This window comes from Shewanella sp. 1180_01, from assembly GCF_052850535.1.
In genome coordinates, this window is the sequence record NZ_VXCT01000001.1 from 343,352 (window position 1) to 365,748 (window position 22,397).

At 45.7% G+C, this 22,397-nt stretch carries 21 protein-coding genes; 13 read left to right on the top strand and 8 right to left on the bottom strand.

The window, feature by feature from the left end; translation table 11 throughout:
* Positions 1-40 precede the first annotated feature (40 nt).
* The 3 genes from mak to FW758_RS01630 all read left to right on the top strand — a co-directional run bounded on the left by mak (position 41) and on the right by FW758_RS01630 (position 2,583).
* Positions 41-910 (top strand): fructokinase, encoded by an 870-nt coding sequence (gene mak, locus FW758_RS01620; RefSeq protein WP_446444466.1) that lies wholly within the window; start codon positions 41-43, stop codon positions 908-910.
* 217 nt (positions 911-1,127) lie between these two features.
* On the top strand, positions 1,128-1,829 hold the full coding sequence (locus tag FW758_RS01625; protein ID WP_446444541.1) for a YdcF family protein: 702 nt from the start codon (positions 1,128-1,130) through the stop codon (positions 1,827-1,829).
* A 70-nt stretch (positions 1,830-1,899) separates the two neighbouring features.
* Entirely contained in the window at positions 1,900-2,583 is a 684-nt protein-coding gene (locus tag FW758_RS01630) for a DUF2982 domain-containing protein (RefSeq protein WP_413493014.1), read from the top strand.
* A 149-nt stretch (positions 2,584-2,732) separates the two neighbouring features.
* On the opposite strand, the gene FW758_RS01635 is transcribed toward FW758_RS01630, so the two are convergent.
* From FW758_RS01635 to galU, 6 genes are all read right to left on the bottom strand, one after another.
* A complete protein-coding gene (locus FW758_RS01635) occupies positions 2,733-5,018 on the bottom strand; it encodes an OmcA/MtrC family decaheme c-type cytochrome (protein WP_446444467.1) in 2,286 nt (761 codons plus the stop codon).
* A 507-nt stretch (positions 5,019-5,525) separates the two neighbouring features.
* Complete coding sequence (locus FW758_RS01640) at positions 5,526-6,500, bottom strand: LysR family transcriptional regulator (protein ID WP_063883223.1); 975 nt, start codon at positions 6,498-6,500, stop codon at positions 5,526-5,528.
* A 314-nt stretch (positions 6,501-6,814) separates the two neighbouring features.
* Positions 6,815-7,264 (bottom strand): bactofilin family protein, encoded by a 450-nt coding sequence (locus tag FW758_RS01645; protein WP_446444468.1) that lies wholly within the window; start codon positions 7,262-7,264, stop codon positions 6,815-6,817.
* Positions 7,265-7,374: 110 nt separating this feature from the next.
* Positions 7,375-7,857 carry a ferredoxin-type protein NapF gene (gene napF, locus FW758_RS01650; protein ID WP_226058699.1) on the bottom strand — a complete coding sequence of 161 codons (483 nt, stop codon included), beginning with the start codon at positions 7,855-7,857 and terminating at the stop codon, positions 7,375-7,377.
* Between the two features lie 95 nt (positions 7,858-7,952).
* Positions 7,953-8,966 carry a UDP-glucose 4-epimerase GalE gene (gene galE / locus FW758_RS01655; RefSeq protein ID WP_446444469.1) on the bottom strand — a complete coding sequence of 338 codons (1,014 nt, stop codon included), beginning with the start codon at positions 8,964-8,966 and terminating at the stop codon, positions 7,953-7,955.
* Positions 8,966-9,874: a UTP--glucose-1-phosphate uridylyltransferase GalU gene (galU, locus tag FW758_RS01660; RefSeq protein ID WP_006081012.1), complete on the bottom strand. Its 909-nt coding sequence runs from the start codon at positions 9,872-9,874 to the stop codon at positions 8,966-8,968. The genes galE and galU overlap by 1 nt, the downstream gene beginning before the upstream one ends.
* 323 nt (positions 9,875-10,197) lie before the next feature.
* Here galU and phhA point away from each other — a divergent pair, with 323 nt between their 5' ends.
* From phhA to ompW, 8 genes are all read left to right on the top strand, one after another.
* Complete coding sequence (gene phhA / locus FW758_RS01665) at positions 10,198-10,998, top strand: phenylalanine 4-monooxygenase (RefSeq protein ID WP_259520972.1); 801 nt, start codon at positions 10,198-10,200, stop codon at positions 10,996-10,998.
* Between the two features lie 146 nt (positions 10,999-11,144).
* Positions 11,145-11,483: a 4a-hydroxytetrahydrobiopterin dehydratase gene (locus tag FW758_RS01670; RefSeq protein WP_006081014.1), complete on the top strand. Its 339-nt coding sequence runs from the start codon at positions 11,145-11,147 to the stop codon at positions 11,481-11,483.
* Positions 11,484-11,749: 266 nt separating this feature from the next.
* On the top strand, positions 11,750-13,288 hold the full coding sequence (gene tyrR, locus FW758_RS01675) for a transcriptional regulator TyrR (RefSeq protein ID WP_006085271.1): 1,539 nt from the start codon (positions 11,750-11,752) through the stop codon (positions 13,286-13,288).
* Between the two features lie 386 nt (positions 13,289-13,674).
* Positions 13,675-14,661 carry a fumarylacetoacetate hydrolase family protein gene (locus FW758_RS01680; protein WP_006085272.1) on the top strand — a complete coding sequence of 329 codons (987 nt, stop codon included), beginning with the start codon at positions 13,675-13,677 and terminating at the stop codon, positions 14,659-14,661.
* Between the two features lie 87 nt (positions 14,662-14,748).
* Entirely contained in the window at positions 14,749-15,399 is a 651-nt protein-coding gene (gene maiA / locus FW758_RS01685) for a maleylacetoacetate isomerase (protein ID WP_259510377.1), read from the top strand.
* Between the two features lie 96 nt (positions 15,400-15,495).
* Complete coding sequence (locus FW758_RS01690) at positions 15,496-15,786, top strand: hypothetical protein (protein ID WP_446444470.1); 291 nt, start codon at positions 15,496-15,498, stop codon at positions 15,784-15,786.
* Positions 15,787-15,850: 64 nt separating this feature from the next.
* Complete coding sequence (locus FW758_RS01695; protein WP_446444542.1) at positions 15,851-16,528, top strand: nucleotidyltransferase family protein; 678 nt, start codon at positions 15,851-15,853, stop codon at positions 16,526-16,528.
* Between the two features lie 522 nt (positions 16,529-17,050).
* Complete coding sequence (gene ompW, locus FW758_RS01700) at positions 17,051-17,704, top strand: outer membrane protein OmpW (RefSeq protein ID WP_446444471.1); 654 nt, start codon at positions 17,051-17,053, stop codon at positions 17,702-17,704.
* A gap of 92 nt (positions 17,705-17,796) precedes the next feature.
* On the opposite strand, the gene FW758_RS01705 is transcribed toward ompW, so the two are convergent.
* Positions 17,797-18,540, bottom strand: coding sequence for an SDR family NAD(P)-dependent oxidoreductase (locus FW758_RS01705; RefSeq protein WP_006081021.1), 744 nt, complete (start codon positions 18,538-18,540; stop codon positions 17,797-17,799).
* A gap of 117 nt (positions 18,541-18,657) precedes the next feature.
* Here FW758_RS01705 and FW758_RS01710 point away from each other — a divergent pair, with 117 nt between their 5' ends.
* Both FW758_RS01710 and metA read left to right on the top strand, forming a co-directional pair.
* On the top strand, positions 18,658-19,077 hold the full coding sequence (locus FW758_RS01710) for a YbaY family lipoprotein (RefSeq protein ID WP_006081022.1): 420 nt from the start codon (positions 18,658-18,660) through the stop codon (positions 19,075-19,077).
* Between the two features lie 70 nt (positions 19,078-19,147).
* On the top strand, positions 19,148-20,089 hold the full coding sequence (gene metA / locus FW758_RS01715; protein WP_006081023.1) for a homoserine O-acetyltransferase MetA: 942 nt from the start codon (positions 19,148-19,150) through the stop codon (positions 20,087-20,089).
* Between the two features lie 255 nt (positions 20,090-20,344).
* On the opposite strand, the gene FW758_RS01720 is transcribed toward metA, so the two are convergent.
* The gene (locus FW758_RS01720) at positions 20,345-22,063 is read right to left on the bottom strand and encodes a methyl-accepting chemotaxis protein (protein ID WP_446444472.1); all 1,719 of its coding nucleotides are present in this window, start codon (positions 22,061-22,063) and stop codon (positions 20,345-20,347) included.
* Positions 22,064-22,397 lie beyond the last annotated feature (334 nt).

Here is a 22,397-nt window from a genome sequence, read left to right on the forward strand (position 1 = left end):
TTATTGATTAAAGGGCGGGCTAAACACTGGAGTAGTATTCATGATGCGCATGGGCGTCGATTTAGGCGGAACAAAAATAGAATTAGTCGCACTGAGTGATGAAGGCAATGAGCTATTTCGCAAACGTGTGACGACGCCACGTGACTATCAGGGCACGCTAGCTGCGGTGGCCAATCTGGTCAAGGAAGCGGAAGCGACACTCGGCGAGCAAGGCACAGTCGGTGTGGGAATTCCTGGCGTGGTATCGCCCTATTCAGGTTTAGTGAAAAACGCCAACTCAACGTGGATCAATGGTCATCCCCTCGATGTGGATTTAGGGGAATTGTTGCAGCGTGAAGTGCGGGTTGCCAATGATGCAAACTGCTTTGCGGTATCAGAGTCGGTCGATGGTGCCGCCGCTGGCGTGGCAATTAACGGCAAAGTGCACGGCGGGGGGAATGGTATCGGCGGTGAATGGGGTCATAATCCTCTGCCTTGGATGACTAAGGAAGAATTTAATACCACCCGTTGCTTCTGTGGCAATCCAGATTGTATCGAGACCTTTATCTCTGGCACTGGCTTTGTGCGTGATTTTAATGCGGCATTGACGGCGGCGGGTACAGTGCGCGCTGCTGCAAAATCAGGTGCCGATATTATGTTGTTAGTCGATGAGGGGGATGTGATTGCGGTCGCTGCGTTTGATCGTTATATGGATAGGCTCGCTCGCTCACTCGCCCATGTGATCAATATGCTCGATCCCGATGCTATAGTGCTGGGCGGCGGTATGTCTAATGTTGCGGCGATTTACCCAAGATTACCGGCATTGCTGGCCCATTATGTGGTGGGGCGTGAGTGCCATACACCTGTGGTGCAGAATCTTTATGGTTGTTCATCGGGTGTGCGCGGCGCCGCTTGGTTGTGGGAAAAGTAATCTTCGCTTGGATATCTGTACTCATCTAGTGAGCTTATTAGGCTTTTAAATCAATGCTTAATGGCCTATACGTTTTATAAATATTAGCCCAGCAAAACGCTGGGCTAATGTTATCTGCTATGCGTTTCGCCGTATTTTGATGCTATGATTGCGCTCTTTTGGGTTGCTTGGCATGGACATCATGTTTTGGGTTAAGAAAGTTGTTTCACAGGGGATAATGCCGATTCCCTTTATCCTATTGTTATTACTCATTTCTATTCTGGTATGGCGCCGTCGGAGCATGGCGAAATACTTAGTATCGTGCGCCTTCTTTGTTTTACTCTTTTTAAGTAGTCAGCTGGGTGTGAATACCTTAGTGCGCCCATTAGAATCAGCTTACCCCATTAATTCCACACCCATCACAGGCGCTTGTTTTGTGATGGTATTAGGTTCGGCGCACTCGGATATTCAAGGTGCGACTGCGGTGCAATCCTTGTCTGCAGTAGCGCTTGCAAGGCTTAGTGAAGGTGTCAGACAACTTAATTTAGGCCAAGAATGTAAATTGATTGTCAGCGGTTGGGGCGGTGAACTCACTCAATTTTCCCATGCTGAAATGATGGCGAATGCCGCAGTTGAACTGGGCGTCGATAAACGTCGGATCATTCAATTTCCTTTAGCGCGAGATACGATAGAAGAAGCGCAATATTTACAGTGGGAATTAGGCGAAGAACCTTTTCGCTTAGTCACATCGGCCACTCATATGCCACGGGCTATGGCTATCTTCACCGCTAAAGGTTTACATCCTGAAGCCGCACCAACGGATTTTATTGGGAGAGATGATTTTTGGTGGCGTTTGACGGCGGATAATCTAGTGGCCTCTCAGCGGGCGATTCACGAATACATTGGCCGTTTGTGGTTATGGTTAAAGACCGTAAGTTAAAAATGGCAAGTTAAGGATGTGGTTTCCGAATTTAATCTAAAGATAGTGAGTGTTAACAGGAAGATGAACAATGACAATTGAGTCAGAAATAATGTCTGTGCGTCCTTTATCAAAACGAAATGGGTTAACCTTAACTTGGCTGGGCGGTTTAAGTCTGTTGCTGGGGTTGGGACTTTTTCTAACGTGGCCGGCCTTGTTTGCCGCGGGTTTGATGTTTTTTAGCTTAGGCGCGATTTCACTCATTCTCGGTTTAGCTAAGGTGTATGAGCCGGAAACGACCCTAGCATTAGATGACAAGGGGCTGACCTATTTTCATCGTCGCGGCAAAGTGTCTATCGCTTGGGATAATATTCAAAGGGTCGATATCCCGCGGGTGACCAATGGATTAGATACCATAGAGTTATCTTATTTAGGCATTAAACTAAAACACTTAAATCCTATTTTGGACAATATCTCCCTGCGCTTAGCCACCGGCTTATTAACAGAGCAGCGGCCTTTATTGGTGACTGCAGCCTCGCAAGATGAAGACTTAGCGACTTTAGAAACTTATCTCGGCGCAGAGTTTGGTCCTTTGGTGATAGAAGGGGATCGCTATCGCGGTGTATTGGCAATGTTTGGGCATCGCTGCGTGATGTTAGATACGCGATTAGGTTATCACTTGTATATTCCCCACGACAGTTTGGACAGAGAAGCTAAGGACTTTATCAAGCTGCTTAGGCAACGTATTGCACAAGCCAGTCGCTTAGCGGATTAAGCTTTACCGCAGTTATTAATACGATTGATATTTCATTTTTACGTGAAGATAATCGGTAATAAAAAAGGGGACCCTAAGGGTCCCCAATGAGTTGCAGAGATGAAGTTTGGGTTGTGCAGGGGCAACCCAAAGGTACTAGTACTGCTGTGCTACTCTGCGTGTACCTTATCTACGCCGTAGGTTTTTCCTTCAGCATGACAGGTCGCGCAAGATTCTACTGGTAGGTTAGGATCTGTCATTGCATCCGCTTCAACTACCGCACCGTTACTTCTAAAGTGAGCGACAGCTGCCGCATCAGAGTGAGCGTGACAAGTACGGCATGATTCAGCTACTGGGCTAATGTAGTAAGCACCTACTTTGATTGAGCGTTTGCCTGAAGTTAACCCACCGTCAGTTGCAAACAGTTTGGCATTGTCTTTATGACAAGCCGCACAATCTGTTTCAACCGCAGGATAACCGAACAAACCACCTTTCGCATCGCGGAAGATACCTTCTACTACACCGAAGTTACCGCTGTGGAAACGGTGAGCAACTGTGAATAGGTCTTTGTTATTGAAGGTCACTTCAGGATTAACAACTAACTTACCATCATCGCCTTTATAGCCAGTTGCACCGTGGCCAGAAGCGCCTGTGGTGTCGTTATGGCAGTGCATACATTGGTCGAAGGTGTAAGCGCCGTGTCTTGAACCTTTTGCATAATCTAAGGTGCCATGACAAGCATTACACTTAGTTTCTGCGACTGTGATACGAGTAGGATCAGTCATACGGGCTTTAGTGACTGCGCTACCATCAGGGCTATAGAATTTCACTGCAGCTTCGTTACCGATAGGGCTAGTTGGACCAAACTCTAAGTTTGTAGTATTACAGCTAACCACTTTACCCGCTTTAGCACAGAAGTTGGCTTCTGAACCTACGTAGAGAGTGCCCACAGCTTGCGCATCTGGGATATCTTTAACGATAGTTAACACGCCACCAGCAAGTGTACCGTTTTCCAGTTTCAGGCTGATTGCTGCAGGTTTAACATCTCTCCAAGAGTACACAGTACCGTCAGTGGCCACATTACCGATCAATAGACCATTAGCGACAAACATCGCTGTTGGGTTAGTGGTCGCGTTGTAGGCTTTTAACGATGTACCATCAGCAATTGGCGCACCATTTAAGGTGATATTGGCTGTTAAGGTTAAGGTTTTCATGCCTAGAGTCGCTGATGGAACTGTTGTAGCACTGGTGAAGTCAACTTTGAACAGAGATGCATACTCTGCACGTTTACCAACACTATGTACCACCGCAGGTGACAAGTTACCTGTGCCATGGCAAGAACTACATTGAGTATCATCTGCTTGAGCTAGGGCAAATTCAGAGTGGTTTTCACCAGTCGCAAAGTTGACTGTCATATGGCAGCCTACACAAGCTTGGGCGTAAATAGTGTTATAGCTAGGTTGGTCTGTAGTATGACAGGTCGTACATTCTTTCAGATCAGATGGGAAGCCAATTTCACTCCATTCTTTAGCGGTATTATTGCTAGTATCGAAGTTTGCTGCGCCAGAGTGGATCCTGTGGATCATAGGTGCAAAGTCAAATATCAAACCTGCGGCTAGATCTGCATCACTTGGGATTTGATCTGGGTTATGACAGGTCACACAATTTTTAACGCCTTGGTAGTTATGGTGGGCTGAAATATTGGCGATATGGCCATCTGCTTCACCGTGACATTTTTCACAGGCTGCGCTACTGACGGTATCTTTACCTGATGATGCAAGTTCATCAGTGGCAGGGATAAAGTCAACGGGTACAGATAAAATCTTGTCAGATAAGGCTACGCCTGCACTGTCAGTGACGTTGTAAGCACGTAGAAATATTCTGTGTACTGCATTTGGATTATCATTGGGATTAATGATTGGCGCTGCGCCATCATGTGCCCAAGTTGCAGTGTAAGTGCCTGGTGTTGCTGTATCTTCGGTTAAAGTACAAGCATTTTTAGTACCGTTAAGACCATCTAAGGTACAAGTTAGCGAAGTACCTGCGGCGTTCGCCATGGCATTGTTTTGCCATTGAATAGGGGCGCCAGTACCTGAGGTATTTTCATTTGCTGTTAAAGAATAAAGCGCAACTTTATCGAGTCCTGTAAAAGGAACATCTTTGTTAGCATTTTTTCCGGTAACAGTAAATTTAACGCTGAAGCCTTCACTGCTGGTCACTTTAATGTCAGCTGGACTTAAAGTGAAAGCCAGATCAGTAATAGATTGAGCTGTCGTTGCGAAGGATCCCGCAGGGGTTCCGGGTGTACCTGGTGTTCCGGGAGTGCCTGGTGTTCCGGGTGTACCTGGTGTGCCAGGTGCCCCATCTTGACCATCGCTTCCGTCCCCGCAGGCGGTAAGGCTTAAGGTACTGACGAGAGCCAGTGCCAGTAGAGATTTATTGTAGTTTTTCATCATCGCGTCCCTTTTTCTTTCTATAAGACTGCGTGTGCAGTGCCTCTAATATAGGAGGATTCACCTACTTATAAAGTGGTATTTGCAAGTTTGTATCTGATATGTGAACGATGATTTAACAAACGTGGATGGAAATTCTAAAATTTGCATTTTGATATTTTAAATAATGAAATTCAGCTGGAAAGCCATGATGAGCATCACAATTTTTATTTTTTAACTTGGACTTCCGTGAAGAATTCATTTTCGGTTAAGCAAAATGCTTGAGGCTAAGATAGCCTAAATCTGAGTGATGGAATTGACGTTTTAAGCATCAAAGCGACAGGGGAAATAAGCGGTAATCTCGTCTGAGGATAAGCCTTGTTAAGAGATAAAATATCGATGTAATTTTGCTGTTTTAAACTTCGGTCTTTTACTACCTAAACCCCGTTTAACATCGACATCATCGCAATGATGTAAACAAGGTTTAGTGAACATTATATCCACGAGCTTGGCTGAGCTTATTGTCTCGCGTTAGCGTGCGGGGTCGAGCGCGGCAAGTAAGGAACGCACGACAAGCGCGCTTTGACTTTGGCTGTATCGCCGATGAATTGCAGGCTTTTCAATGAGATAATATTGTGGTGCCATCATAGTATCGTGGAGTCGATTGAGTTCTGTATCGCTTAGGCGTTCTAAGTGTAATCCGGGCATATGTTTTACTGTGTGCATATCAATGCTTGAACAAAAAGCCACACTCTTCATGGTGAGTAAATGGGCGTACCATTCCTCCCTGTCGATGACTTTATCCACCGCTGGTAGCAAGAGGCCTTGGCGCTGGCAAAATAATTCTAAGGGGTCAATTTTGCTATTAAAGCCCTTCACTTCTTGGTAGAGGAATGGATGACGACAGATTTGCTCTAAGGTAATATCGGTCTCAATCTGCCACAGAGGATGTTGTTTGGTGGCAACGATGTAAACGCCATTGACTGAACCCAGTTTGGTATAGCTTAATTCTTTATTTTCAGCACTTTCTAAGGTAATGCCAAAATCCAGCGCACCTGCGTGGATTAACTCAGCGCTATTTTCCTGCCATTTATGTAAACGTATTTGCCCTAGCGCTTGGGCGACGTCTGGCGTGCTTAATTGTGGCGCTAAAAAGCTCAATAGCCCATTACAGGCAGCGATATGCAGCGGTAAATCGGCATTGATGGCCGCATTTTGTATCTGAGTTGCAGATTGTTCGAGGTGATAAACCGATTCAGTAAACTGGCAAATAGCTACATACAGGCTTTCTGCTAGGGGAGTGGGTTTTAGCCCCTGTTGACGGCGATAAAACAGTTCATCGTTAAAGGTCAGGCGTAATGCGTTGAGGCAGCGGCTAATTTTCGGTGCAGAAACATCCAGCGCTTTGGCGGCACTGTTCGCGTGCCCAGTGTCGAAAATACTTTTAAATACCAGCAAGGTAAAAACATCGAGTTCACAGATTTGTTTGAGTAATAAGTTGCTCATTTTGTATGTTGCCCTGTATGAGTCTTAACTATTTTTTGCGGGGTTATTAAGGGCATTCTGTGGCTCTGACTCTGCTCCTTGCTATTACCCGAACCGCCGCGATTAGCCGCTAAGATTAACAGCAGTCGTGCGGATTAACTGTGATCACTCTCGGCAAAATAACAATTATTTAACCATTGTAAAGCGTGCTATTTCGCAGGCAGTTATTTGGCTGGTCAGTGAAGGGTTTAGAGTCGGGGTATTAAAAAAAGATCGAGCTAAAAATACAAGCTCGCCTAAGTGGGTGAGCTTGCGCGTGTCATTTATTCGCCGTTTTAGCGAGATTCTATAACATCGTTTTGTGCGTGAGATAAGTTACGATTGTCTGTTGCAGGAGTGTGGCCTATTGCATGGGAATAAATGGTTGGCGCATCTTCTTTAATCCGCATGCCGATAAACTGGCCGCCCTCAAGAATTTGCATTGAAGTACTCGCTACTTCGCCATCGACAACGCCATTACGCTGGATCACTAAACGCTCACAAATGAGTCTGCCTTTGAAGTGTCCGTCAACGATAAATTCATGGCACTTTACTTCGCCTTGAATCGTACCGCCTTGTTCTATCGTGATATTAGCCTCAGAAAGCAGTTGACCTTGGATATCACCGCCAACAAGCACATCGCCCGTTAATTCGATGTTCCCCGTGAGTTTAGTGCCTCGAGAAATAAAGCTTAAAGAGGGACTTTTTTTAGGGGGGAAGAACAGTTTTTTTACAAACATCATCATAAATCAACTTAATTCGAGAAGGGATTAACTGAGTTCAATAGAGGCGCGATACTAGCGTAAAACGGATAATAAGCACAGCTTTGTATGGGTAATGCGATGGCTTTGCTGCATTAAGTCGGTCGGGTTATTTCAATGGCCTTGCTAGGGCAGGGAGCCACACAGGCGCCGCATCCGGTACAAAGTTCAAGGTCTATTTTCGGACGTGGAGCTTGGCCAATATTGAACACAAAACTGATGGCTCTAGGCTCACAGGCATCCTTACAACTTTGGCACCAGATCCCTTGAAAGGTTAAACAGTTCTGTTGAACACGGGCTTGATACGACCAAGGTGTTTGGGCTAAATCGAAGATATTTTCAGGGCATGCCTTAGCGCACAGCGTACAAAATGTACACTCATTGTCCTTAAAGGACACTTCAGGAAATCCACCATCGCCTTTGATGATGATCTGGGTTTCACATACCTCAACACAGGCTGAACAGCGCGTGCACACATCGGTGAACTCGATATCATCACGCACCCAAGGCGGCCTCAAGGCATTATCTTTACGGCGGCGAAAGAGGTTGCGACGACTGTGATTAATACTTTGAGTCATGTTGCTCCTCGAACGGTTAATTATTTAAAGTGATGGGCGTATTCAAAGTGATAAAGAAAAATGGCTTGGGATATTTCCACAAGCCATTCAATTTGTTAGCCGTTATAACCATTGGGATTGGTCGATTGCCAATGCCAGCTACTGTTGGCCATATCTGCTAGCGTATGCGTTGCTTGCCAGCCGAGATCTTCCCGTGCATGGGTTGGATCGGCGTAGCAGGCGGCAATATCACCTGGGCGACGTGGCGCAATTTGGTAGGCAATGGTGTTACCACAGGCTTTTTCAAAGGCGTGAACCATGTCTAAAACACTATATCCTTGGCCTGTGCCTAAGTTATAGGTGACCAGACCTGGTTTAGTGGCCAATTTAGCCAGCGCTTTTAAATGGCCATTAGCTAAATCCACCACATGGATATAGTCACGCACGCCAGTCCCATCATGAGTCGGATAATCATCACCAAACACGCTTAAGGCGGTACGTTTACCCACGGCAACCTGCGCAATAAAGGGCATTAAGTTGTTAGGGATATCGTTAGGATCTTCGCCGATTAAGCCACTGGCATGGGCGCCAACCGGATTAAAATAACGCAGACGAGCGATATTCCAGCTCGGATCGGCATTGTGTACATCTGCCAGTATATGTTCAACCATCAATTTAGATTGGCCATAGGGATTGGTCGCCCCAGTGGGGAAGTCTTCGGTGATAGGTAAACTTGCAGGATCGCCATACACAGTAGCCGATGAGCTGAAAACGAGATTTTTCACCTTAGACTCCGCCATAACTTGGCAGAGGATCAGGGTTCCTGTGACGTTATTCTCATAATACTTAAGGGGTTTAGTGACGGATTCACCCACTGCTTTTAATCCTGCAAAGTGAATAACCGAATCGATAGCATGATCGTTAAACACTTTTTGTAATAAGGCTTTATTGAGAATATCGCCCTGATAGAAAGTGACCGATTTACCTGTGATCCGCTCGACTCGGTTTAAGGCTTCTATGCTCGAATTAGACAAGTTGTCTAGCACAATGACATCACTGCCTGCATTGAGCAGTTCTACCACAGTGTGAGTGCCAATATAGCCAGCACCACCGGCCACTAAAATCGTCATTACTTCATCCCTTTTACAACGGTTTTTAAATATTGCGCAAAATCTTCACCGATTTCGCTGTGGCGCAGGGCGTATTCAACGTTCGCGCGCATATAACCTTGTTTGTTACCACAGTCGTGACTCTTGCCTTCCATATAATAAGCGTTCACGGTTTCTTGTTTCATTAACATAGCGATCGCATCCGTTAATTGAATTTCATCGCCCGCGCCCGCAGGGGTTTTAGCCAGTAGTGGCCAAATGCTGGCAGGTAACACATAACGGCCTACAACGGCTAAGTTAGATGGCGCTTCATCCACGGCTGGTTTCTCAACCAATTCAACTAATGGCTCAGATTCACCAGGTTGTAAATCATGGCCATTCACATCAGCAATACCGTACTGATTGACGACGTTGTGCGGCACGCCTTCAACCATGATTTGACCCACTTGGGTTTCATCAAACAGCGCAACCATAGCGGCTAAGTTATCGCGACGCAGATCACAGCTGGCTTCATCAATGATCACATCCGGCAGCAATACTGCAAATGGTGCATCGCCGACGACAGATTTCGCACACAAAATAGCGTGGCCTAACCCTTTCGCCTGAGATTGACGCACGCTGATCACTGTCACGTCTTTAGGACAGATAGATTGTACGGCTTCGAGTAACTGACGTTTAACGCGGCGCTCGAGTTGGGCTTCTAATTCGAAACTGGTATCGAAGTGGTTTTCGATAGAGTTTTTACTGGCGTGGGTCACTAGGACAATTTCTTTGATCCCAGCAGCGATAGCTTCACTGACCACATATTGGATCAATGGCTTATCGACAACCGGTAACATTTCCTTTGGAATCGCTTTGGTCGCTGGAAGCATACGAGTGCCTAGGCCTGCGACAGGAATAACGGCTTTACGAATTTGATGTTGTTTCATTGCGAACCTTTTAGGTCAAGGAGATGCGGCTAATGGCCAATATTGTAAATGACCTACACAGAAAAGCTATTTACAAACACTAAAAAATTGAGGAAAACTAAGTATTTTAACGGCAAATTCGGGCATAAGTTTTAGCAAAGGTAGCACAGTGGATCTAATCCAGCATTCATGGCGTGTTCCAACAGGGTAATTTTAATGACCTTGTAATATTTGCTTTACGTTTACGTCACAGTGGCGGCACAAGAATAAAGTGTGAGGGAGTTAACAAATTTAAAGCCTTAGACCACTATGGAGTCATGAGTGTTAGCCACCAAGTGAAGATTATGACGAAAGGAACAGAGTACATCGCTCACAGAGCCGATGACACTGGGTTTATCCATTACCCGCAAGAAGAGCACGATATTTGGCGTCAGCTTTACGCCCGTCAAGCCGTTAATCTCCCCGGTCGTGCCTGCAAGGAATATCTGCAAGGGCTCGATGCCTTGGGTATGCCAAAGGATCGCATTCCGCAACTTGCCGAAATTGATGCGGTATTACAAGCGACCACTGGTTGGAAAACGGCGGCGGTACCTGCGTTGATTTCCTTCGGCCGTTTCTTTGAATTACTGGCAAATAAAGAGTTTCCTGTTGCCACCTTTATTCGCCGCAAGGAGGAGTTTGATTACTTGCAAGAGCCAGATATCTTCCACGAGATTTTTGGCCACTGCCCTTTGCTCACCAATCCTTCATTTGCCAATTTCTCTCATATGTATGGCCAGTTAGGTTTACATGCCAGCAAAGAGGAAAGGGTATTTTTAGCGCGTTTGTACTGGTTTACGGTTGAGTTCGGCATACTGCAACCTAAAGACGGCGCCTTATGTATCTATGGCGGCGGCATTTTAAGCTCTCCCGGGGAAACCTTGTATGCGATGGAAAGTGATGTGCCAGAGCGTCAACCCTTTGATTTGTTGGATGTGCTGCGCACGCCATATCGGATCGACATTATGCAGCCGATTTATTATGTGATTGAGCACATTGATATGCTGGATGAAATTGCCAAGATGGATATTATGGCTTATGTCACTAAGGCCCGTCAGTTAGGTTTATTTGCCCCTAAGTTTCCGCCAAAAGCTAAGGCGAGTTAAGTCACGATTCGGTTGATGAGTTGACTCGTTATTTGGCTGGCGTCTAATTTAGCCATCTGATATTGAGTCATGCGATTTAAGCTATTAATAGAAAATAAGTAAAGTGCAACAGAATATCCCTACCAATGTTGCCAAGAGGAGTATGTATGACAGCGTTATCGAATATGAAATGTGAAGCGTGCCAAGCCGACGCACCTAAAGTGACCGATGAAGAATTGGCCGAACTTATTCGTATGATCCCCGACTGGGGCGTGCAAGTGCGTGACGGCGTAATGCAGCTTGAGCGCGTTTACAAGTTTAAAAACTTTAAACTGGCGATGGCATTCACGAATAAGCTGGCGGATTTAGCGGAAGAAGAATTCCATCACCCAGGCATTTTCACTGAATGGGGCAAAGTGACAGTCACTTGGTGGTCACATTCTATCAAGGGTCTACATAAGAATGACTTCATCATGGCAGCCAAGACAGACCAGTTATTAGTCTAATTAATTCGCCAATTTAATCAGCATCTTAATCTACTTTTCGATGCTGATTTTTTCTTCCTGTTACAATTCAGCTGTAAACTAGGCTTGCCACTTTCTGTTTAACCTTCTAACGTATACGGGCTCTGCTATTTCCCCTCATCGTGACGTTTTCGTTAAGGTAACGACTTGCCTAGCAAGCGTCATTTTTGTTGTAAAGCTTAAGGCGAAAAATAGCTCTGCACGGTTTATCCCCAAAATTCGAATCAAAAAAGGGAATATCAGTCATTATGCGCTTGGAAGTCAGCTGTCAGGATCGTGTTGGTTTAGCCAAAGATATCTTAGTCGTGTTAGAGCGTTATGGTATTAATTTAATTGCCATTGATGCCAGTAACCAAGGATTCCTGTACTTACAATTTGCCGAAATCAGTTTTGAAACCTTAAGTGCCTTGATGCCGCAGATCCGCAAAGTGGAAAGTGTCCATGATGTGCGTACGGTTTCGTTTATGCCCTCAGAGCAAGAACATTACGCCCTTAAAACCCTGCTCAAAACCTTACCCGACTCCGTTTTCTCCATTGATGCCAAAGCGCGTATCCGTATCGTTAACGAGTCTGCCTTGCTCAATATCGGCATGGGTGAGCACGAAGTGCTCGAAGAGTCGCTCAATCATTGGGTGCAAGGTTTTAACTTCAGCCGCTGGTTGAGCGAAAGCCAAGTCTTACCGCAAGCGGCGAGGGTACAAATTGGTCCAAACGAATATCTAGCCGAAATGCTGCCGATTTACCTGCCCGATGAAGATGAAAAAACCATCTTGGTTGGCGCTGTGGTGTCGCTAAAATCCCCCGCGCGGGTTGGAAAACAGTTTAACGCGCTGCAGAACCAAACCACTGGCTTTGAAAATGTATTAGCCAGCAGTGACAAAATGAAGGAAGTGCTAAAGCAAGCGAGGCGTATGGCCCAGCTCGATGCGCCTTTATTGATCACGGGTGAAACGGGTACTGGCAAAGAATTAATGGCCAGAGCCAGCCACGATGCCAGTATGCGCCGTGAGAAACCCTTTATCGCCATCAACTGCGCCGCTCTGCCCGACAGCGCCGCCGAAGAAGAGCTATTCGGTTATGTCAGCCAGGGCAAAGTTGTTAAACGGGGTTTCTTTGAAGAAGCCAAGGGCGGCACAGTATTTCTCGATGAAGTAGCTGAAATGTCTAAGGCCGCCCAAGTTAAGCTGCTTCGGCTATTGCAAGATGGCACCTTTAGACGTATTGGCGGCGATGAAGAAGTCCGTGCCGATGTGCGGATCATTTGCTCAACCCAGAAAAATTTAGCCGAACTGTGCCAAACCGGTGAGTTTAGGGAAGATTTATACTATCGCATCCATGTGCTGAGTTATCACATTCCGTCACTGCGCGAGCGTAAAGTCGATATCATTCCACTGACGGAAATGTTCCTCGAACATTACAGTCAACAGTTGTCTAGCCCAGTGCGGCGGATTTCGGCCCAGTGCCGCGATCATTTGCTCACCTACGCTTGGCCAGGTAACGTACGCCAATTAAAGAACGCAGTATTTAGAGCTGTGTCTATGTGGGATGGTTCGGCTGAGTTGACGGTCGAACAATTAAAATTGCCGTCCTACGCAGAAGGTTTTGGTTACTTTGACAATGAGTTTGAAGGCAATCTCGACGATGCGATGAAGCAGTTTGAGGCGAGTCTGTTGCGCCGATTATATCCTGCCTATCCGAGCACTCGGCAGTTAGCGAAAAAGCTCGGGGTGTCGCACACCGCTATTGCCAATAAGCTGCGTGAGTACAAGATAGCCAAGCGTCGTTAAGCCGTGTCTTGCTAGGTTGACGCGATAGATGTAACAGTATCGTTCCACTTAGTTGCCGACTTTTCAGGCATATTGCTTACCGAGATATTGATAAGCGGCAACTAGGTTATAAACGTAATGATTAGTTTACGAAATGTGAAATAATTGACCCAAATGTGATTTGGGTCACGCTATAGGAATCTGCGTCAGCTTCGGGTATCTCTACGCGCAACAAATACGTTAAAGCAAGCAAAAGGGCGTGCCTCTGTTGGCGCGGAGTGCGTAACGTGTGCGCCCTTAATGAGTCAAAGAGTCCGATTAAAATCGCCGAATATAAGCTGAATGACGCCGCGCGTTTTCCAGCACAATAAAATTGTACGCCTAGCCTTAGAAGCACTGGAGCCAATATGAAACTTGCAAGTTATAACAATGGTCGCCGCGATGGTCAGTTGATGTTAGTTAGCCGCGATCTCACTAAAACGGTTGCCGTTCCTGCCATTGCCCACACTATGCAGCAATTACTCGACGGTTGGGATTTACTGAAACCGCAATTGCAAGAATTGTACGACGCGTTAAATGAAGGCATGTTAGATAACGCCCAAGCGTTTGACGAAGCTAAGTGCTTGTCGCCACTACCGCGTGCCTACCAATGGGCCGATGGCAGCGCTTATGTGAATCACGTTGAGCTAGTCCGTAAGGCTCGCGGCGCAGAAATGCCTGAAACCTTCTGGACAGATCCGCTGTTCTATCAAGGTGGGTCAGACAGTTTTATTGCCCCTAAAGCCGATATTCCACTGGCGAGTGAAGACTGGGGTATCGATTTCGAATCTGAGATCGCGATCATTACCGATGATGTGCCTATGGGCGTGAGCAGCGACAATGCGGCTAAGCATATTAAATTGTTGATGTTAGTGAACGATGTGTCACTGCGTAACTTAATCCCAGGTGAGTTGGCGAAAGGCTTTGGTTTCTTCCAATCTAAGCCATCGAGCAGTTTTTCACCTGTGGCAGTGACGCCGGATGAACTGGGCGCACGTTGGGAAGATTCTAAAGTGCATTTACCGCTGATCACCCATTTAAACGGTGAATTATTCGGCCGTCCGAATGCCGGCGTCGATATGACATTTAATTTCAGCCAGCTAGTTTCGCATGTTGCGAAAACCCGTCCATTGGGCGCTGGTGCGATTATTGGCTCAGGTACTATTTCTAACTATGACCGTAGCGCAGGCTCTAGCTGTTTAGCGGAAAAACGTATGCTAGAAGTGATTGCTGAAGGCAAAGCCACTACGCCATTTATGCGTTTTGGCGACACTGTGCGCATCGAAATGCTCGATGACAACGACGTAACGATTTTCGGTTCTATCGATCAAAAAGTGGTTGAATACAAAGCCTAAAGCTTTCCCTTAAAGGGCTACATCGACTTAAACTAACGGGGCTTAATTGCCCCGTTTTTATACAGACTTTTATAAGGACATGAAAATATGAAGCTTTATGGTTATTGGCGCTCAAGCGCGGCGTACCGTGTTCGCATCGCCCTCAATCTTAAGGGTATTTCAGCCGAGCAGTTGTCTGTGCATCTTGTACGTGATGGTGGCGAGCAACATAAAGCGGCCTACAGTGCGCTTAATCCGCTGGAGTTAGTGCCAACCTTAGTGATGGACGATGAGTTAGATGCAGATGCATTGTCGCAATCCTTAGCCATTATTGAATATCTTGATGAGATACACCCTCAGTCACCATTATTGCCTGCATCGGCTCTTGAACGTGCTCATGTGCGCGCCATGGCACTCACGGTAGCCTGTGAAATTCACCCATTAAACAATTTGCGGGTATTGCAGTATTTAACCCAAACCTTAGGGGTCGATGAAGCGGCTAAAAATACTTGGTATCACCACTGGGTCGCGAGTGGCTTTGCAGCCTTAGAAACCTTGTTGGTAAGGCACAGCGGTCGTTACTGCTTTGGGGATACAGTGACATTAGCCGACCTGTGTTTAGTGCCGCAGGTGTATAACGCCATGCGTTTTAATGTGGATTTAACGCCTTATCCCAATATCATGCGCGTGTGGACTGAGTGTAATCAGCTAGAAGCCTTTGCCGATGCGGCCCCAGAGCGCCAAGCGGATGCTGTGTGATGCTTTATAACGAATGGTGCGGATATAGTGTTTAACAATTGAAAGAATGGATGATGAGGCTTGTGTTGCGAGTCTTATCTCAGCGATGGAGTTTAAATGTTTATCAGTAAAAAATGTCCGTATTGCAAAGGTAAACTCGGCGCTAAGGATGTGCCGATTAAGGAAGGACGCTGCTGCCACTGTGAACAGCCGATACGGTACAAACTCAATGTAATAAAATGGATGCTACTGTTCATGCCCATCTTTACTGTTAGCGTTAATCTGCTAGACAAAGATGTCTATGGGTTTTGGATTTGTTTTGCGGTAATGGCACCTATTTATAGTCTCGTTTCTCTACTCTGTCATGAGGTCGTAAAGTGCTCAGAAACCGATGGCGAAGTGGAGTAAGCCGAATGTCATTCCCGTGGTGTTATCTTACATTGAAGCGAACGATACTGTTATGAGTAATGGCATGAGTCATGTTCTGAATGGTGCTATGAATAATGTTATGGATGAGGCTATGTGTGAAGCAGCGCTAAAGCATCAATTACTCAAATGGATAACTCAGGATTGCGAGCGGGTGAGGGCGCTTGAACTTGCGCTCCAATGCGCCAAAGTACACTCAATGCCGCAGTGGCGCCTTGCGGCGGGATTTGTCCGTAATTTAGTCTGGGATCGCTTGCACGGATCTGAGTTGAGTCCACTGAACGATATCGACCTGATCTATTTTTGCCCGTTAGATATTAGCCCCGAGCGGGATCTGGTAATTGAAACCTATCTTAATCAGCTTGCCCCTGAGTTACCTTGGTCGGTGAAGAATCAGGCGCGCATGCATGTTCGAAATCAAGACATGGCTTACACATCTTGTGTTGATGCGATGGCCTATTGGCCAGAGCTTGAAACCGCAATCGGAGTAAGCTATCAAGCTGTTGATACAGAATCTGATACTCAGACTCAGACTTGTGTTGGGATGAAAAATAATCCCGCGTCTTATGATATTGAGCTGGTGGCTCCCTTTGGGCTGAACTCCCTGCTTGCACTCAAACTGAGCGCCAATCCAAAGCGATCATTATCCGTGTTTGAACACAGAGTCGCGAATAAGGGTTGGCTCACTCGGTATCCTTTGCTTGAGTGTTACCGCACAAGCTAATTTTCTCACTCACCCACCCACTTTATATCTCTCATTCACTCCTAAACCGACTCAAGCATCTGACTCAATTCGTCCCATGTTATTTAGCGACTCAATATAGTTACTCACTAATTTAGACCGCTAACAGTATGGGTATCATCCTTAAGCCGTTTGGATTCGGCCATTTTCTGCTTCTATTCTTCCTCATCTAGTCCGATTAATTTGAACTTAATGGCCAAATCCCCCTCAGCTAAGTGCTTTTTATTGTTATTCAAATGTTGGTTTCGCTAATGGTCTCTACCTCTTGCTGTAGTCATTAGTGATGACTAATAAAGAACTGAGCTCACAGAAAACAAAGGTGTACTGTCGATAAATGTTTGAATTCCGTGATTTGGATCCCATGGGTTGTACCTAGAAATGAGTATTGGCCGTTCACTTTGATTTGGATCAATAAAGTGGTCGCGCTTCTCTGGCAGTGTAGGCGTCAATTGTTAAGGATGTAATTTAAAACAAAAACCTATGTTGTACATATGGAGTATGATGATGAACAAAAATACTGTTTCTACACTGATCGCTGCCACCCTTTTAGCTGCTGGTTTTTCTGCTTCTGTATCGGCTCACCAAGCAGGTGAGATTATCGTTCGTGCGGGTGCTGTTGTTGTCGCGCCAAACGAATCAAGTGCCAACGTTTTAACTTTGGGTGAGTTTTCAGTCGATAATAATACCCAATTAGGCTTAAACTTTGGTTACATGTTGACAGATAACTTTGGGATTGAGTTATTAGCGGCAACCCCTTTTAGCCATACCGTTTCTTTGCCTGCAGATGGTGTCGGTGAGATTGCTGAAACTAAGCAACTGCCGCCAACGCTAGTGGCGCAGTACTATTTCGGTAATTCTCAATCTGTTATTCGTCCTTATATTGGTGTAGGTGTTAACTACACTAACTTTTATGACAATGATTTTAATGCCCATGGTAAGTCTCTAGGATTAAGTGATTTAAGTATGAGTACTTCTTGGGGCATAGCTGCACAAGTAGGTTTGGATTATCAAGTGAACAAGAATTGGTTGGTGAACGCATCTGTGTGGTACGCAAAAATTAGTACAGATGTTAAGTTCACTGCCGGAGGTGCGCAACAACAATTCGAAACCGATATTGACCCATGGGTTTACATGGTCAGTGTAGGTTACACTTTCTAATCTACGGATCAGATAAGCGTAAAAAGGAGCCTTAGGCTCCTTTTTCGTTTGTGCACTTTTATCCTGACATGTTCCACTCAGGTTAAGCCGATTTAGCGCTTTGGCTTTTTAGCCTTCCAGTGGCGCGTGTTATAGATAAATTCGGGTAATAATACGGTGAGCCAAGCGACGAGGCGCCAGCGTTTAGTCACATAGACGCGGCGTTTACCTTGCTTCATTGCTTTGATGATCTGTGCTGCAACTTGTGGTAATGGGGCAAGCCACATCGCACTTTGTTGCATTGCGGCTTTGTCGAGTAAACCGAGTTGGATATCGGTAATCGTAATGGGCAACTTGAGGCGCTGGGCGTGCATACATAAGCCCTCAAGGTAATTCTGCCCAAAGGCCTTTGAGGCGTGATAGGCCACACTTGGGCCACCGCGCAAACCTGCGATAGAGTTTATTGCCGCCAGTTGTCCATAACCTTGCTCGCGAAATAGTCTAAATGCCGTATTGCAGATAGCGGCGAAACCTCGCACATTGACATCGATAATGTCTTGCTCTGGCAGCCAAGGCAGCTCAGGATCATAACTATTAAGGCCTGTATTGACTAAGACTAAGTGCGCGCCGCCCAGACTCTGCCAGACGGATTCAAGTTGAGTGATAATGGCTTGAGGCTGTTCAATTTGAAGTGAAAATACTTGTACTTTTGTTGGCAAGGATAAGGCAAAATCGCGGAGTGATTCTGGATCTTGGGCGAATAAGACTAATTCAACCTGTTGATCTGCCAATTGCTTTGCAATTTCACGACTTAATTGTGAGCTAGCTCCCACAATTATTGCAGTTGCTTGGGTCATAGGTTTTTCGGCAACGAAATGGTGGCTTATGATAGGAAGATATGTTCGCCAAGACAAGATTTATAGCTTGGGCGTATGGACATCTAGAAGTCTTTATGTATGATTAGGAGAAACAAAATGAACAAATGGTTGCGTTTAAGCGCGTTGAGATTAACCGCTTTAGCATTAATGGCGCTAATGGGTGTGTTATCGGGTTGTGCGACACCCAATGCTATCGTGGAGATAAAAGGCGAGACCTTGTATCGCGAACGGATTGCTCTGCCCGCCGAGGCTAAGGTCGTAGTGCAACTGCTCGATGTCTCAAAAATGGATGTGCCAGCCATAGTGATGGCGGAGCGCGTACAACAAGGTGCTGCAACACCCACGCCATTCAGTTTTGCGATTGGCAGCGATCAGTTCCAACCCGGGCACACTTATGCCATAGGTGCACGGATAATGCTCGGTGATAAGTTATTGTTTATTAATACTCAAGCCTATCATATTGACCTCAACTCCACTGAGCCAATGACGATACTGCTAGAGAAAGTCGGTGGCTAGTTAGCCTGCTCAGAAGTGAGCTGACATACGCGCCGAATCCGTTGGTATTTACGAACAGAAGAGGCGCGGTATGCCGGTTAGAATTCCAGATCATCTGCCCGCAGCAGAAGTGTTAGAGTCAGAAAATATTTTCGTTATGTCCGAGACGCGGGCGGCGAATCAAGATATCAGGCCGATGAAGGTGTTGATTTTGAATTTGATGCCGAACAAAATCGAGACAGAAACCCAGTTACTGCGATTACTGGGCAACACGCCTTTACAAGTCGATGTGGATTTATTGCGCATTCACGACAAAGAATCCAAGCATACTTCCATCGATCACATGAATACTTTCTACCGTGACTTTGAAGCCGTGCGCCATAAAAATTACGACGGCCTTATCATCACAGGTGCGCCGCTTGGGCAAATCGATTTCGAAGATGTAGTTTATTGGGATCATATCCGTGAAATCATCGACTGGTCGCAAGAGCATGTCACCTCTGTGTTGTTTTTATGCTGGGCAGCCCATGCGGGCTTGTATCATCTCTATGGTTTAAATCGAAAAATATTGCAACAGAAGCGTTCTGGCGTGTTTGTGCATCGCCGTACCTCTCAGCATTTCCCGCTACTGCGCGGTTTTGATGATGAATTTTTTGCGCCCCATTCCCGTTTTGCTGAAATGGATGTCGAAGAAATTAGACAACATCCACAGCTGCAGCTATTGGCCGAGTCCGATGAGGCAGGGGCTTATTTGGTGTTAAGTCGGAATAATCGTAACTTGTTTGTGATGGGTCATCCTGAATATCAAAAGTCGACCTTAAACGAGGAATATCAGCGAGACTTAAGCCAAGGCTTAGACCCGAATGTGCCGCAGAATTATTATCGTAATGATGATCCTAAAGCCGACGCCATTGCCCGCTGGCACAGCCACGGTAGCCTGCTGGTGAGTAACTGGCTCAACTATTACGTCTATCAGTTAACCCCTTACGACTTAAGCGATATGACGGCGATGACACCGTGGGAGTCGCGTTAATTCACGCAGTTATTTCTGTGAGTTCCTGTCAAGATAGCGTTTAGTGCTTCAGTGCCTTATTGATTTAAGGCACTGTTTTTAAGGCTCTGTTTTTAAAGCACTGTATTTTTAAGTAACTGTTTTAAGTAACTGTTTTAAGTAACTGTTTTAAGTAACTGTTTTAAGTCACTGTTTTTTTTAAAGTCACTATGTTTTTGAAGCATTACGTTGATTGAATGCACTAAGCGTCCTGCGGTATATGATGACTTTTACCGCTTATAACTTAAATTGGGTCACTAACTTATCTAAGTGAACCGATAGTTTTTGTAAGTTTGCACTGGATGCCGTTAACTCGTCGGCAATCTCAGAGGTCTCGGTGGTTAATTGATTTATCTCTTCGACGTTACGGCTTATCTCCGCTACAACCATAGACTGCTCTTCTGTCGCGGTGGCCACTTGAATGTTCATGTCGCTGATTTGGCTTATCTCCGCTACAACCATAGACTGCTCTTCTGTCGCGGTGGCCACTTGAATGTTCATGTCGCTGATTTGGCTAATATGCGAAGTAATCAGGGTTAACGAGTCATTGGCATCATCTGCCTGCTTGACGACCATACCGCTTTGTTCGTGACCCCGCTTGATGGCGGTGACTGTTTTGGACGATTGCTCCTGCAGCTTGTTAATCATTGTTTGAATTTCATCTGTCGATGACGCTGAACGACTGGCAAGGTTTCGGACTTCGTCGGCGACGACGGCAAAACCTCGACCTGTCTCGCCAGCACGTGCAGCTTCAATGGCTGCGTTGAGTGCCAGCAAGTTAGTTTGTTCTGAAATGCTGCGTATGGTGTCCAAAATACTGCCGATCGAATTGGTTTGCGTCGCGAGCGAAGTAATGTCAGTGCTGATGTGTTGAATTTCAATGGATAACGAGCTGACACCCTGGCGAGCTTTGGCGACCACACTCGCGCCATTATGCGCTTGATTATCTGCTTCTTTGGCGGCATTAGCCGCTTGGGTTGCGTTGCCAGCAATATTGTCCACTGTGGTGCCCATCTCATGGATTGCCGTTGCGATTTGCGTGGTGCGATCGCGCTCGTTAATACAATTTCTATGGGTTGCTTGGGCTTTGCTGGCGACATCGTTTGCCGTATGGGCGAGTTGGCGTGAGTTGTCAGCCACGGCTTCAATCGCATTACGGATCTTCAGCACAAACTGATTAAAGTGCAGGGCAATATCACTGAGTTCGTCTTGGCCTTTTAACTCGATCATATTATGCAAATCAAGTTTGTCACTGGCAGAAGAAATATGCTGTTGTAACGATGCCACGCGAAGTCGTAGACGACGCAGCATAATAAAACCTAGAAATATTGAAATAATCAAAGCGATGGTTAAAACAACAAACATTTCCATGCGTGTTTCTTGGTAATTTTTTTGACTGTCAACGAAGCTGGCGTTGCCTTGTTGTAGCAATGAGTCAAGAATGGCATCGGTACTCTTTCTCATTATGTTGTAGCTAGCTGCGAACTGGTTACGATAGATTTCTTGCGATTTTGCCACTTCCCCCTTTTCCATCGCTGTCAGCATAGGCGCGAGTTCGTCACTTTTGACTTTATCAAAGAGGTCGATCAACTTTTGTACTTCGGCACGGGTAATGGGGTTTACTTGAGCGTCACGGGCAGCTTTTAATGCCGCATCCATTTCTGGAATATCCTCAGCACGGGTTTCTGTTACTCGGGTTAATACGCCTTTTTGATCCTTCATCGTCGGTATTTCTTGCAAGATAATAATATCAATGCCCACTCGCATACGAGGAATACGGGACGCAACTTCCGCCATCGACCGTAATGGCGCGCTGGTATTTTCGGCGAGTGTTTTAGTTTGATCTTGCATACCAGATAAGCCTTGAATGGCTGTTAAGCTGATTAAGATAAGAGCAATACAGGGAATAGCGATGACCCCGATAAACTGGGTCTTAAGCGTCATCTGATTTAGCATGTCTTTCCTTCCTACTTTTATTTAGGGTTATCTGGTTGGGATGTTTATGGTTAGATAATTTGGCATTATTAAATAGGAACAATAGCTTGAATTTTTATTCTTAAATTTCAGTACCCAGTTAAGGTATCCCACTTTGCACACTATGGATTTATGTAAGCGGGTCAATAACATGCTAACTGTGTAGTTGAGCATAGCGATTTTATAGATAACAACCAAATCCTTATGTCGATGTTATAACAGGTCTGTCCACTTGAACTGGTTTGGTCGTCAAGCTCATGCGTTCATTTCTTGATGGCGAGCATAAATCATTCGCTGCTAGGACGTTAAGTGACAA